The 13,780-nt window shown below is 59.2% G+C and carries 13 protein-coding genes; 6 read left to right on the top strand and 7 right to left on the bottom strand.

Annotated elements, in window-relative coordinates; translation table 11 throughout:
- Nucleotides 1-91: 91 nt before the first annotated feature.
- Nucleotides 92-1,258, top strand: a complete 1,167-nt coding sequence (gene ampC / locus EAH78_RS12970) for a class C beta-lactamase (RefSeq protein WP_140667872.1) — start codon at nucleotides 92-94, stop codon at nucleotides 1,256-1,258.
- Between the two features lie 216 nt (nucleotides 1,259-1,474).
- Here the strand turns inward: ampC and EAH78_RS12975 are convergent, their stop codons facing one another.
- The 4 genes from EAH78_RS12975 to EAH78_RS12990 form a co-directional block, all read right to left on the bottom strand.
- The gene (locus EAH78_RS12975; protein WP_240051878.1) at nucleotides 1,475-1,876 is read right to left on the bottom strand and encodes a DUF6124 family protein; all 402 of its coding nucleotides are present in this window, start codon (nucleotides 1,874-1,876) and stop codon (nucleotides 1,475-1,477) included.
- Between the two features lie 426 nt (nucleotides 1,877-2,302).
- Nucleotides 2,303-2,875, bottom strand: a complete 573-nt coding sequence (locus EAH78_RS12980) for a DUF4174 domain-containing protein (RefSeq protein WP_140667873.1) — start codon at nucleotides 2,873-2,875, stop codon at nucleotides 2,303-2,305.
- Nucleotides 2,876-3,153: 278 nt separating this feature from the next.
- Complete coding sequence (locus EAH78_RS12985) at nucleotides 3,154-3,939, bottom strand: sulfite exporter TauE/SafE family protein (RefSeq protein WP_140667874.1); 786 nt, start codon at nucleotides 3,937-3,939, stop codon at nucleotides 3,154-3,156.
- 225 nt (nucleotides 3,940-4,164) lie between these two features.
- Complete coding sequence (locus EAH78_RS12990; RefSeq protein ID WP_140667875.1) at nucleotides 4,165-4,914, bottom strand: hypothetical protein; 750 nt, start codon at nucleotides 4,912-4,914, stop codon at nucleotides 4,165-4,167.
- A 232-nt stretch (nucleotides 4,915-5,146) separates the two neighbouring features.
- Between EAH78_RS12990 and EAH78_RS12995 the strand changes: the two genes are divergently transcribed.
- Both EAH78_RS12995 and EAH78_RS13000 read left to right on the top strand, forming a co-directional pair.
- Nucleotides 5,147-5,968, top strand: a complete 822-nt coding sequence (locus EAH78_RS12995) for an aldo/keto reductase (RefSeq protein ID WP_140667876.1) — start codon at nucleotides 5,147-5,149, stop codon at nucleotides 5,966-5,968.
- A gap of 30 nt (nucleotides 5,969-5,998) precedes the next feature.
- On the top strand, nucleotides 5,999-6,469 hold the full coding sequence (locus EAH78_RS13000; protein ID WP_140667877.1) for a DUF1810 domain-containing protein: 471 nt from the start codon (nucleotides 5,999-6,001) through the stop codon (nucleotides 6,467-6,469).
- On the opposite strand, the gene EAH78_RS13005 is transcribed toward EAH78_RS13000, so the two are convergent.
- Entirely contained in the window at nucleotides 6,434-8,794 is a 2,361-nt protein-coding gene (locus tag EAH78_RS13005) for a DNA polymerase II (protein ID WP_140667878.1), read from the bottom strand. The two genes, EAH78_RS13000 and EAH78_RS13005, sit on opposite strands and share 36 nt — an antisense overlap.
- Nucleotides 8,795-9,016: 222 nt before the next feature.
- On the opposite strand from EAH78_RS13005, the gene EAH78_RS13010 reads away from it, so the two are divergent.
- A complete protein-coding gene (locus tag EAH78_RS13010) occupies nucleotides 9,017-9,457 on the top strand; it encodes a CBS domain-containing protein (protein ID WP_140667879.1) in 441 nt (146 codons plus the stop codon).
- Nucleotides 9,458-9,584: 127 nt separating this feature from the next.
- Here EAH78_RS13010 and EAH78_RS13015 read toward each other — a convergent pair whose 3' ends face one another.
- Complete coding sequence (locus tag EAH78_RS13015) at nucleotides 9,585-10,208, bottom strand: glutathione S-transferase (RefSeq protein WP_140667880.1); 624 nt, start codon at nucleotides 10,206-10,208, stop codon at nucleotides 9,585-9,587.
- Nucleotides 10,209-10,469: 261 nt separating this feature from the next.
- Here EAH78_RS13015 and EAH78_RS13025 point away from each other — a divergent pair, with 261 nt between their 5' ends.
- Nucleotides 10,470-10,871: a hypothetical protein gene (locus EAH78_RS13025; protein WP_140667882.1), complete on the top strand. Its 402-nt coding sequence runs from the start codon at nucleotides 10,470-10,472 to the stop codon at nucleotides 10,869-10,871.
- 80 nt (nucleotides 10,872-10,951) lie between these two features.
- On the opposite strand, the gene EAH78_RS13030 is transcribed toward EAH78_RS13025, so the two are convergent.
- The gene (locus EAH78_RS13030; protein ID WP_140667883.1) at nucleotides 10,952-12,046 is read right to left on the bottom strand and encodes a DUF1615 domain-containing protein; all 1,095 of its coding nucleotides are present in this window, start codon (nucleotides 12,044-12,046) and stop codon (nucleotides 10,952-10,954) included.
- Between the two features lie 184 nt (nucleotides 12,047-12,230).
- On the opposite strand from EAH78_RS13030, the gene EAH78_RS13035 reads away from it, so the two are divergent.
- A complete protein-coding gene (locus tag EAH78_RS13035) occupies nucleotides 12,231-13,766 on the top strand; it encodes an FAD-dependent oxidoreductase (protein ID WP_140667884.1) in 1,536 nt (511 codons plus the stop codon).
- The last annotated feature ends 14 nt before the right edge of the window (nucleotides 13,767-13,780 follow it).

Consider the following 13,780-nt stretch of genomic DNA (forward strand, 5'->3'; position numbering starts at 1 on the left):
ATTTGGCTCGCCTATCAGGTAGCCCGATTTGCAAGAGCGCATGGAGTGTAGCGGGTTACCATCGACACAACTCATGAAGAGTGGATCTGACATGTACACAAACAAATTGCCAAGACTTGCGTCCTACGGTGCTTTCTCCCTTATCCTCGGCGCAGCACCCTGTATTGCAGCGACCTCGTCTCACCAGCAACTCGAAACCCTGGTCAACGCCGCCGTCGGTCCCGTGATGCAGCAACAGAACATCGCGGGGCTCGTCGTCGCGATCACCCAGAATGGTCAGCAGCATTACTTTAATTACGGCGTGGCCTCTAAAGAGGATCGTAAACCGGTCAGCCAGGACACGCTATTCGAAATCGGTTCGGTCAGCAAAACCTTCACCGCTACGCTGGGCGGGTACGCGCAGGCCAGCGGCAAGCTGTCCCTGTCCGCCCCTGCCAGCGCAGTTTTACCGGCATTGCGCGGCAGTGCGTTCGATCGCATCAGTGTGTTGCAGCTGGGCACTTACACCGCTGGCGGGTTGCCGCTGCAGTTCCCCGACGACGCTGACCATGCAGACACGATGCTCAGTTACTTCAAACGGTGGACACCGGTTTACCCTGCTGGCACCCATCGCCTGTATTCGAACCCAAGCATAGGGCTGTTCGGTTATCTTGCCGCCCACAGCATGGGCCAGCCGTTCGATAACCTGATGGAAAAAACCTTGCTGCCGAAACTGGGCCTCAAGCACACCTACCTCAAGGTCCCGCAAGCGCAGATGGGGCTTTACGCTCAGGGTTACAGCAAGGACGACAAGCCGGTGCGTGTCGGACCGGGTGCACTGGATTCCGAAGCGTACGGCGTGAAAACCAGTGCTTCGGACCTGATTAAATATGTTGAAGCGAACATGAAACCGGCAGGACTGGAAAAGCCATTGCAGCAAGCCATCGCCGCCACTCACACCGGTTATTACACGGTGGGTGAGATGACACAGGGGCTGGGCTGGGAGCTCTACCCCTACCCGGTCACACTGGATCGGCTGCTCGCCGGCAATTCGACCGAGATGGCAATGGAAGCTCACGAGGTCAAGTGGTTGAACCCGCCGCAGCCGCAGCCGGAAAACGTGTTGCTCAACAAAACCGGCTCCACAGGCGGCTTCGGTGCCTACGTTGCGTTTGTGCCGTCGAAGGACATTGGCATCGTGATCCTGGCCAACAAAAACTATCCAAATCCCGAGCGGATCAAAATCGCCCACACGATATTGAGTGCCCTGAGCGAATAGTCTCAACTGGCAAGTCCAACCATTCACTTGTGGCGAGGGGGCTTGCCCCCGTTGGACTGCGAAGCGGTCCCGCTTTTTTATTCTCGAATCTTGCGCCTGCTTCGCAGCCGAACGGGGCGATGCGGCGTTCCGACAAGCCCCCTCGCCACAGGGTTCAGTGTCGACGAAGAAAATGGGTGACCTCTTGAGGTCACCCATTTTCGTTTTTACGCCTGTTTAATGCCGGGTCTCTGGCCCACCGCCAGAGGCTTCCCTATCCGCAACAAGGTTGTCCCACGCCTGAGTCACCAACAACTCGGCGACCATCGCCAACTGCTGAATTGAAAATATTTCACCGCGGTTTGGCGCTTCCAGTTTTGCGGCAAAGTTCTCAAGCAGCGCAGTCAGCGACGCAAGGGTTTCGCAAGCTTGTTTCAGTAGCGTCCGCGTGTCGACTCCGGGGGCAATGGTGAAAATAGGCTGGGGCGAGAGCGTACGCCTGGGGCGTGGAATGACCGCCACGTCGGCGGTCCCGCACACCTTCACAGGCGCGGGATGATCGGTATCGTCAGGAATTTCTGATTGAGGCTTGCTGAACTTTTTCACAGGCGAGGCTCCTTTTTTCACGGGTGTTTTCATCCTTGGGTCCCTCAATATCGCGGACTTCCACGAAGGCTAGCGGTGCGGGCTTACAGACACCAGTTCATCAAGTGCGACACAACTTGAAGGAAATTTCCGAAGCCCGTGAAGGCGGATACTTCACCCGCAAAAAAAAGGGCGATCGTTTAGATCGCCCATTTTTTGTTGCTATGCCCGCAATCGTCGTCCGATCACGCAGCCGTGGGCGGTGACGGTGACGGTCGGGTATCGCTATAACGGGTAAACGGTCGACTCAAACCCTGTGGCGAGGGGGCTTGTCGGAATGCCGCATCACCCCGTTCGGCTGCGAAGCAGACGCAAGATCTGAGAACATAAAAAGCGGGACCGCTTCGCGCTCCAACGGGGGCAAGCCCCCTCGCCACAGCAAGCCCCCTCGCCACAGGTATCGGTTGTTCAAATGGCCTTTCAGTCATCGGGCATTTCAGGGGGCTTGGTCGGCTTGGCGGGTTTGCCAGACTTGGTTGCCTTGGTGCCTTTGGCCCCTTTGACCGGTTCGGCCTCGGCAGGCGCAGTCACCACCGCCGGCGCCGTGACTTCTTTCTCGGCCGCAGGCAGGGCGTCGATGGTGTCGAACACTTTCTTCAAATCGACCGACTTGGTTTCTTCCCCCGAACTCTCAAGCTTCATCTCGCCGTCCTTGCCGATCAGGATCACTTTGGGCAATGCCCCCGCACCGAGTTTCAGGGAGCGGATCAGCGCCATGGTGTCCTGCTGACCAAGGTCCTTGCCGTCGAGCTGGCCGAACATGTTCAGCACGCTGTACACCCGGATGTTGCGCTGGGCAATGCCCTCTTTGTTAGCGGGATCGTCCAGTGACTTTTTCAGCCCGACCCAGACCGGATCGACGGTACTGGGCGCAATGATAATCAAGGGCCGGGACCGGCCTTTGTCGATATCCAAGGGTGAATCGCTTTCGGTTGCGAACAAGGGACCGGCGAAAGCCAGCAAGGTTGTCAGGGTCAAAAACCTGATGAGCATGCGCATCTCCTTTTGATAACCACGCTCTAATGATTGCGCATCGCGGCGTTCGTTCCGGGTGACGCACCGCAATTGTGTTTCGCCTTGACCCAAGCTTAGGTCAGGGCGGTCATTGCGCAACAGACTGGGCTAATCTCATCGCCGTGGACGGACCCGGGCAAGCAGCGGCCGAAGGGAATCAATGACTACACAGGTGGACGGCGGGTGTATTTCGATGACCCGGACAGACACCTTCTAGAGATTTTCACCCGCGAGAGAGGCTGGCGAATCGATCGGAGTCAGAACGCCAATTTGTAGCCAATCAGGACCAACATCGTCGCCAGGCAAGGGCGCAACACCTCATCGGAGATCTTGCCAGTCAAATGACTGCCCATCCAGATCCCCGGAAGCGAACCGATCAACAAGAAGCCCAGCACGTGCCAGTCCATGTTGCCCATGCTCGCATGGCCAAGCCCGGCGACCAGGGTCAACGGCACGGCGTGGGCGATTTCGGTGCCGACGAGGCGACGGGTAGGCAGCAGCGGATACAGAATGAACAGCGCCACGGTGCCCAGGGCGCCAGCACCGATGGACGTCAGCGCAACCATGGTGCCCAGCACCAGGCCGGTAATCACCGTCATGCCGTTGAGGCGCTTGCCACTGGGGTTGTAGTTGCCACCGGCGCGTTTGTGAGCGAAATCGAGCAGGCGTTTCTTGAAGAGAATCGCCAATGCTGTGGCGAACAAGACGAACCCCAGCGCCTGTTTGATGATGGCGTTCATTGTTTCAGGCGCGGTGTGCAAGCTGCTCAGGAACCACAGCGTCAATGCCACCGCCGGCACGCTGCCAAGGGTCAGCCAGCCGGTAATCGCCCAGTCGATGTTGTTGTTTTTCCTGTGGACCAGCACGCCGCTGGATTTGGTGATCGCCGCGTATAGCAAATCAGTACCGACCGCCGTCGCGGGATTGATACCGAACCACAGCAGAATCGGGGTCATCAACGACCCACCACCGACGCCAGTCATGCCAACAATAAAGCCAACCACCAACCCGGCAACGATCAACCCGATGTTCACTAAATCCATTGAGACGTCCACAAAGACCGCAGGAGAAATCTGGTCCGCAGCATAGCGATTTTTCTTATAACCACTTATATCGATGCGGACTATCGTTATGCCCGAGATCTAACCACCCCCCTTCCCCTGTAGCGTCCGAGCTTGCTCGCGATGGCGAACTGTCAGCCAAAATATAGGAGAGTGCTATACCGCTATCGCGAGCAAGCTTGACTCCTACAGGATCTGTGTCGGGACTTATTGCACCGGCAGGAAATTCAGGAACAACAGGCTCTGCGCATAATTCAAGCCGATCCGCCGGTAGCGTTCGTCGAGCATCTGCGTCAGCAAATCCAGCCGCGCAACAATCTTGCCGAACTCCACGGCGAAACTCAGGTTGCTGCCCTCCTCCGAGATCTCGTTGGAGAACAGCAACGGTTCGCCTTGTTTGGTTTGCCGCTGACTGAGTATCCACGTGGCGATCTCGATGTTGCGCGCGGCATTACTGACGAAGGTCGGGTTTATCGCATCCGTCATGTAGAACTCCAGGCGATTGCCATGTGCGGTCACCAGCATGCTGCCGATGGCATAGATGAAGGCGCCGACCCGGTCTCCGAGAAACTCCGGGCTCATGGCATACCTGAGCGCCGCCAGGTCTTTTTTGCCGCCAAGGGTGGGCAGTGGCTGTTGCTGCTCGATGGCCATGCGCACTTGCTTGCCAGCGGTCCGGGCATTAAGGAAGCCGGACTTTTTCAGCTCCTCGGGGTTGCGCAGGTAAAGCTTGCTCATCAACACATAGAGGCTGTCGAGGTTGTCACGCATCGCCAGCGTGGCCATACGGTCGACGCTGGTCTGCAGAAACTCCTGGGGACGTCCTTCGCGGAACTGGCTGACGATGTCATTGCCCTGTTGCTGGCTGCAACCGCTGACAAAAAACAACGCCAAGCCAACCATAAGCAAGCAACGGCGGCGGATCGGTGAGGTGATGCGGGGTAACACTCGAGCCATGGGTTCTTGAACTTGGGCATGGGCCAGCGGTGGGGATCGCCGCCAGTTGCCCAAGGATAGAGCCATAAATGCCAAAAAAGTGCAGTGCCGGTGATCCGTGAACGAAACCGCCAACCACCGAAAAGTGATATTTCGTCGTGTTCGCTTTTACCTGGAATGTGGCGTTCCATGGAACCACCGGGCTATTTTACTGCCAACTGAGTATCCGCCGAATTGCGCACAGGAGGTTTTCATGCGGTTCCTTGAACTGGCTGGCGTCAACGTACCGGTCATTGGCCAGGGCACCTGGCGTATGGGCGAGGACCCTTCGGCCTGCTCGCGTGAAGTCGCGGCGCTACGCCTGGGCATCGAATTGGGCATGACGCTGATCGATACCGCGGAAATGTACGCTGAAGGCGGCGCCGAAGAAGTGGTCGCGCAAGCCATCACCGGTCTGCGTGACCAGGTCTTTCTGATTAGCAAGGTCTACCCGCACAACGCCAGTTGCCAAGGCATCCCCCAGGCGTGCGAGCGCAGCCTGCGGCGCTTGAAAACCGATTACATCGATTTGTACCTGCTGCATTGGCGTGGCCAGTATCCCTTGGAAGAAACTGTCGAAGCCTTCGAACGCCTGCGTGAAGACGGCAAGATTGGCCGTTGGGGCGTGTCCAATTTCGATGTGGACGATCTGCATGAACTGAACTCATCGGCCTGCGCCACCAATCAGGTGCTCTACAACCTGGAGGAGCGCGGCATCGAATTTGATTTGCTGCCCTGGAGCCAACAACATCAGCAGCCACTGATGGCGTACTGTCCTATCGGTCAGGGCGGTGAAATGCTGACGCATCCGACGCTGGCAAAGATTGCCGCCCGTCACGGGGTGACACCGGCTCAGGTAGCGCTGGCGTGGATCCTGCGGCAACCCGGCGTGATCGCCATCCCCAAAGCGGTCAAGCCTGAACACGTACAATTGAATGCGCAAGCCGCGCAAGTGCGGCTCGAACCCGGGGATCTGGAGGCGCTGGACCACGCGTTTCACGCGCCACGACGCAAACAGCGATTGGCCATGGTCTGAGCCATCGTCGTATTGTCAGAGGGTTTCTGCATGCGAAGCACCGATCAGCTCGATGCTTTTAACTTGCCACGTTTCGTCCAGGCTCAAGACCCGGTCTTTGAGTGGGTTCAGGAAGAACTGAACGCCGGTAAAAAACGCCGTCACTGGATGTGGTTCATTTTTCCGCAGTTTGCCGGACTGGGCGGCAGCGAGATGTCCCGCTACTTTGCCATTCGCTCCGAAAAGGAAGCCGTGGCGTATCTGGAGCATCCACTGCTGGGTCCACGATTGTGTACGTGCACGCAATTGGTGCTGAACGTCAAACAGCGCTCGATCACCGAGATTTTCGGCCATCCCGACGACCTGAAATTTCACTCCTCGATGACGCTGTTTGCCCAGGTCGCCCCGGATAAGAGTCTTTTTCATCGAGCCCTTGAGCAATATTTCCACGGCATACCGGACGATTGGACACTGTCGTTGCTGGACTTAAAACAGGCCCATTTGCCCACCAATCAAGGTTGAGAAGTCATCGTCCACAAACGGCAGGATCGCGTCTGCCACCGGTTGCAGTTGCCGCGTGACGTAATGGTCGTAGTCGATGGGCGCGCTGCGGATCTCCAGCGGTTCGGGCCCGGCGACGCTGATCACATAGCTGATCCAGCCACCGTTCTGGTACTGACGCGGACGGCCCTGGCGGTCGTTGAAGTCATCGGCGATGCGCGCAGCACGCACATGGGGCGGCACGTTGCGCTCGTAGTCGTCGAGGGTACGACGCAGGCGCTTGCGGTAGATCAGTCGGTCGTCGAACTCGCCGGCCAGGGTTTTCTGCACGTAATCGCGCACGTAATCCTGATAAGGCTTGCGGTGGAAGATCCGCGAGTACAGCTCTTGCTGGAATTGCCGGGCCAACGGTGACCAGTCGGTGCGCACGGTTTCCAGGCCTTTGTAGACCATTTCATCGGTGCCATCGGCGCGGGTGACCAGACCGGCGTAGCGCTTTTTGCTGCCCTCCTCCGCACCACGGATAGTCGGCATCAGAAAGCGTTTGTAGTGCGTTTCGAACTGCAATTCCAAGGCACTTTCCAGCCCGTACTCCTCTCGTACATGTTCGCGCCACCACTGATTGACGTGATCCACCAGCGCGTGGCCGATCTGCGCGGCCTCCTCCTGACCGTGGGCGCGGCGCAGCCAGACGAAGGTGGAGTCAGTATCGCCGTAGATCACCGTGTGGCCTTGGGCTTCGATCAACTGCCGGGTGCGCAGCATGATTTCGTGGCCGCGCAAGGTAATCGACGAGGCCAGACGCGTGTCGAAGAAGCGGCAGCCGCTGGACCCGAGCACGCCGTAGAAGGCATTCATGATGATCTTCAGCGCCTGGGACAGCGGCGCGTTGTGTTCGCGCTTGGCGGTTTCGCGGCCCTCGGCGACCCGGGCGACGATGGCCGGCAGGCAATGCCGGGTTCGTGAAAAACGTGCCCCGCGAAAACCCGGCACGGAGTCGCTGTCGTCGGGATGCTGCAGGCCTTCGATCAGCCCGACCGGGTCGATCAGGAAAGTGCGGATGATCGACGGATAGAGGCTTTTGTAGTCGAGCACCAGCACCGATTCGTACAGGCCCGGCTGCGAGTCCATGACAAAACCGCCGGGGCTGGCCCGCGGTGACTTGCCGCCCAGGTTCGGCGCCACAAAACCCTGGCGGTGCATCAACGGCATGTAGAGATGAGTGAACGCCGCCACAGAGCCGCCGCTGCGATCTGCCGGTAAACCGGTGACGCTGGCCCGCTCCAGCAAGAAGGTCAACAGTTCGGTCTTGGCGAAAATCCGCGTTACCAGCTCGCAATCCTTGAGGTTGTAGGTGGCGAGGGCCGGTTTGTCCTCGGCGAACATGCGATTGATTTCGTCCATGCGCTGATACGGCGTGCTGATCGCCTTGCCCTCACCGAGCAAGGTTTGCGCAACGTTTTCCAGGCTGAACGAGGGGAAGTTCCAGGTCGCCGAGCGCAGGGATTCGATGCCGTCGATGATCAGGCGCCCCGCCGCTGCCGCGAAGTAATGGTTGCGGCTGCCGTGTTCGCGCCACTGCATCTCTTCGCCGTCGCGCCCAAGCTTGAGCGGTACGCCCAGGCGTCGGGCGTGCTCGTGGAGGACGCGCAGGTCGAACTGCACGACGTTCCAGCCGATGATCGCGTCCGGGTCGTGGCAGGCAAACCATTCATTGAGTTTTTTCAGCAGCACGGTTCGCGAGTCGCAGTATTCGAGCTGGAAATCCACCGCGCTGGCATCGCCGTTGGGTGGCCCGAGCATGTACACCTGGCGCTCGCCGCAGCCTTCCAGGGCAATGGAATACAACTCGCCCTGCGCGGTGGTTTCGATGTCCAGCGAGACCAGCCGCAGGTTGGGACGGTATTTCGGGTCGGGTTTCATCTGCGCGTCGAGCAGCAGGCCGTCCGCATCGGGCGTTCCGCCAAAGATCACCGGCGCCGTGATGAAACGCTCCATCATGTAGCGCTCGGGCGGTCGGACATCGCCTTCGAACATCTCGACGCAGGCCTTGCGCAGCGCGGTTTCCAGGCGCATCAACTGGCCATGCTGCTGGCAATACAGGCCGAGCACCGGGCGATGCTCGAAATCCAGCAGGGCCAAGGGCTTGAGCTCGACGTTTTTCTCGCCGCGCAGCACCTCTTGCGCCTGTTCACGCTGGGCGGCTGGAATGAACGCCACCGACGGTTGATGAGGCAGGCGGATGCGCCGGGGACCGCTGTCGGTCGCCAGCCAGAACTCGACTTCCGTGCCGGCGGGGGTGTCGCGCCAATGCCGGGTCAGGACGAAGCCCTGCTGTAAATCCACCACTGCAACCTCACGTTTTGATTCAGGCGGCAATTCTACGCGTCATCGAGGGGCAGCGGGTCATGCACGATACTTTCGACTTTCCTATGGGATTTACCCGCGGTTTACCGAAGAAAAACCCCCGAATGGCGTTTTTTGAGTGTTATCTGCCGCTTTCTCCCTTGCCCTCAGCGCTTGGGTCTACGATTCTTCAAGGACAACGACAACACCCGAGAAGCCACCATGAAAACCGTCGCCCAACTGCTCAAGCTCAAAGATCAGAAGAATCAGGAAGTGCACCAGATCAAACCTGATCACATGGTGCTGGAAGCGCTGATGAAGATGGCCGAGAAAAACGTCGGCGCCTTGCTGGTGGTGGAAAATGACGAGGTGCTGGGCATCATCAGTGAACGTGATTACGCACGCAAACTGGTGCTGCATGGCCGTTCTTCGGTGGGTACGCCGGTGCGCGACATCATGGTGTCCCCGGTGATCACCGTGGACACCCATCAAACCGTCGACACCTGCCTGGGCATCATGTCCGACAGACGCCTGCGCCACCTGCCGGTGGTGGAGGACGGCAAGTTGATTGGCTTGCTGTCGATCGGCGACCTGGTCAAGGAAGCAATTGCCGAACAGGCTGAACTGATTCGCCAACTGGAGCAGTACATCCGCGGCGAATAATCCGGGTACACCATAAATCAAATGTGGGAGCGGGCTTGCTCGCGAAAGCGGTGTATCAGTTAACAAAAATGCTGACTGACACACCGCTTTCGCGAGCAAGCCCGCTCCCACATTCGAACTTCGGTGTTCAGGTTGGCCAATGCCGGGCGAAGACCGGTGCCAGTGTCGGGTGCCGGTCGATGCGCTCCAGCCACGCGAAAAAACCGGGACGGGCGTTGCGTAAATGCTCCCGGCTGCCGGCCCACCTCGACACCACCGCCGCCAGCACATCCAGCGCACCCGGCGTCTCATCCCCCAAATACAGCTCGCCGGAAAACTGATCGGCAAACAGCTCCCAGCTCCAGTGCAATCGCGCGCGGGCGCCGGCCATAAGGTTTTGCCTGGACGCCTCATCCGTCTCGGCCAACCAGCGTTCGGGGTAATCGATGATGCCAATGGCCGCGTAGCAATTGCTGACGATGTACGTCAGGCCACGGATCGCCTGATCGCGGTCAGCGGCCAGTGACGGTAACAGGTTTGACTTGGGAAAGGTCAGCCCGAGATGAATCAGGATCGCCGCACTTTCAGTCAGGATGCTGCCATCGGGCAGTTGCAGCGTCGGGATCTGCTTGAGTCGGTTGAGCTTCTCCAGTGCCTCGGCGGCCTCCGTGGACAATTCGACGTCGATGAAGCGATAAGGAATTTCGCACAGCTCCAGCGCCGCTTCTATTGCCGCCGCGCCGGAGTTCTGGTGTCCATAGAGTTGATACATGGTGCGGCCTCCTGGCGAGACGAAAATGGGGTCATTAGAGGCGTCACCTGCCGGTCGTGGTGATCCAGCTAATCAGTGTAGAAGCGTCGATCCCCCCTACCCACACCATCCGACGACTGAACCATCACGCCCGCGTGGGGCGACTCACAGGGTCTATCAATACTGTCGATGTTCACCATCACATCAATGAAGTTCTCATAAAAAATCCTCGGCGTAACATCCGCTCCATACCAACCAATAAACACCCCGGAGCACACCATCATGAAACGCCAAACCCTCATCGCTATCGCTTTCTCGGTCTTTGCAGTCAACGCTTTTGCCGCAACTTCTGCTCAACCTGTAGTTGCTGAAGGCGGTTCGGATCGTCTGATTGAAAGCCGCGTGGCTGAAGGTGGTTCGGATCGTTTGATCGAGAATCGTGTAGCCGCTGATGGTTCCGACCATCTGATGGAAAACCGCGTAGCCGCTGATGGCTCCGACCATCTGATGGAAAACCGCGTAGCCGCTGATGGTTCTGACCATCTGATCGAAAACCGTGTAGCCGCTGATGGCTCCGACCACCTGATCGAGAATCGTGTAGCCGCTGATGGCTCCGATCGTCTGATGCAGAACCGCGTTGCCGAAGGTGGTTCCGACCGGCTGATCGAAAGCCGCGCCGCATAAATGCAGGGCTTTACCGCAGTACTCAATGAAAAACCCGGCCTGATCCGCCGGGTTTTTTTACGCCTTATGTTTGATCAGGGTTACTGGCCAGCTCGCTTCATACAGCGCTGATAGCGCTCATCGACCCGCTTGGCAAACCATGCAGTGGTGAGTTTTCGGGTGATTTTCGGGCTTTGCAGTTCGATCCCCGGCAATACGGCACGAGGCAATGCCCTGCCCTCGGCCTGATCGGCCAACGCGAACACTCGCCGGTAAAGTTCCGTCTCCTCGAATTTCAGGCTTTGGCCCTCCTCCAATTGATTACGAAGGGTCGTATTGCGCATCCCCAACTGCTTGCCAAGGCTGCGCACCGCCACTTCCGTGGTACCGGGCATGATCGAGTCATAGCGCACCAGATCGCCATCCAGCGCCAACGGGATGCCTGACACCCGGCTCAACGCGTTCTGAAACGCCGCATTGCGGCTGGCGTACCAACCGGCGTTGAAATCAGCGAAGCGATACAGCGGTTGCGTGTAGCTCACCGGGTAACCGAGCAAATGGGCGATGCCGAAGTACATGCCGCCGCGCCGAGTGAACACCTCATGGCGAATCGAGCCTTCCACCGGATACGGATAGTCCCGCGTGTGCTGCTCGGCGAACTCGATACTGACCTGCATCGGCCCGGCGGTGTGTACCGGATTGAAGCCGCCGAACAGGGTCTTGCCCATGGGCACCATGCCAATGAAGTCATCGAAAATCGCACTGAGTTCCTTTTCACTGCGCGCAGCGTTGAGTCGGTCGCTGTAGCTTTTGCCGTTGGGTGATTTCACCTGCAGCGCACCGCTGATCAACAGGCTGGGAATGTGGACTTTAGCGGCGCGACGGTCGATTTCGTCCCGAGCGATCTTGCCCAGGCCCGGCACGGTTGGGTCGACCTGGAAAGTGGATTCCTGCTCGGTCACGGCGAGCACCGAGCACAGGTTTTGCGTGGACGGATAGATCTTCTGGGCGGCGAAGGCTGCATAAATGTCGGTGGCCCAACCCTGGCGATCCGTGGTTTTGGCCGGCAGCAGGCGCACGATTTCGGCCTTGACCTCGGCGGGCGGGCGCGCCGGCGGCTCCTGCGTGCGCTGCGTGCCGCAACCGGCCAGCAGCAACAGCGCCGTGCCCCCCATGATCAATCTATTGGCTTGCATGGTGCTCCATCAAATCCGTTGAGCCGGGTTAACCATACGACCAATGGCATGGCGCAGGCTATGACTCCTGCGGCCGCCCGCTGTTCCATCGTCAGGTCAGCGGGACCTTTTCCGTTGGGCGGTCAGCCTTCCTGCCGGCTGCGACTGAACCATACTTGAGCCAGTCACCGAGGAGGACAGGCTCATGCACCGTAGCGACGTACTGATCGTCGGCGCCGGCCCGACCGGGTTGGTCCTGGCGCTGTGGTTGAGCAAACTGGGGATCCGCGTGCGGATTATCGACAAGACGTCGGCGCCCGGTACCACGTCGCGTGCGCTGGCGGTCCAGGCGCGGACGCTGGAGCTGTATCGCCAACTCGACCTCAGCGAAGCGGTGGTGCAAAACGGTCATCGCGTGGCGGGCGCCAATTTCTGGGTCAGCGGTGAATCGGTTGCACGGTTGCCACTGAGCAACATCGGCGCTGGCCTGACACCTTATTCCTTCATGGAAATCTTTCCACAAGACCATCACGAACGACTACTGATCGAGCGTCTTGAAACCTTCGGCATCAAGGTGGAACGCGGCATCGAACTGGAGGACTTCGAAGAAACTGGCGATGGCATCACCGCCCGCTTGCGCCTGCCCGATGGCCAACAGGAAACCTGCCAGGCGTGTTACCTGGCCGGTTGCGACGGCGCCCGCTCGATAGTGCGTAAAACGCTGGACACCGGGTTTCCCGGTGGCACCTACCAACAGATTTTCTACGTGGCGGATGTGCAGGCCAGCGGGCCGGCAATCAACGGCGAACTGCACGTGGACCTTGATGAAGCGGATTTCCTTGCCGTGTTCCCACTGGCCGGCGAAGGTCGAGCCCGGCTGATCGGCACGGTACGCGACGAGCGTGCGGACCGAGCCGAAACCCTGCGTTTTGAGGACGTCAGCAGCCGGGCCATCGAGCACATGAAGGTCCAGATCGAACACGTGAACTGGTTCTCGACCTACCGCGTGCATCACCGGGTCGCCGATCACTTTCGCACCGGCCGCGCGTTTTTGTTGGGCGACGCCGCCCACGTTCACAGCCCGGCTGGTGGCCAGGGCATGAACACCGGGATTGGCGATGCGATCAACCTGGCGTGGAAATTCGCCGCGGTGTTGAGTGGCGGAGCCGAGGCCAAATTGCTCGATACCTATGAAACCGAGCGAATCGCCTTTGCGCGCAAACTCGTCGCCACCACCGATCGCGTGTTCAGTTTCGCCACCGCAGAAGGACGCCTGGCCGATGTGCTACGGACACGGCTGGCGCCCTTCGTGATTCCCAAAATGGCCTCGTTTGAATCGTCCCGCGAGTTCCTGTTCCGCACGGTCTCGCAGATCACCCTCAACTATCGCGGCACGCCGTTGAGCACCGGCGTTGCCGGGCACGTTCACGGCGGCGATCGCCTGCCCTGGGCGCATGATGGCGAAGGCGACAACTTTGAATCGCTGAGAAATCCGATCTGGCAGGTGCACGTGTATGGCGACACCAGCGACGAAATGATCGCCTGGTGCATCGAGCATCATCTGCCCTTGCATGTGTTTGACTGGCGACCGGCGTTTGACGCGGCGGGGCTGGGGCGTAACGGGTTCTACCTGCTGCGACCGGACACGTATGTGGCGATTGCCGAGACGTGTTCCGATCCGAAGGTGATTGAGCGGTATTTCAAGCACCACGGGATCCGGCCGTACTTCGGCACTCCCTGATTCAACACGATAAA

Origin of the sequence: Pseudomonas arsenicoxydans (assembly GCF_006438915.1) — a bacterium.
GTDB classification, from domain to species: domain Bacteria; phylum Pseudomonadota; class Gammaproteobacteria; order Pseudomonadales; family Pseudomonadaceae; genus Aquipseudomonas; species Aquipseudomonas arsenicoxydans_A.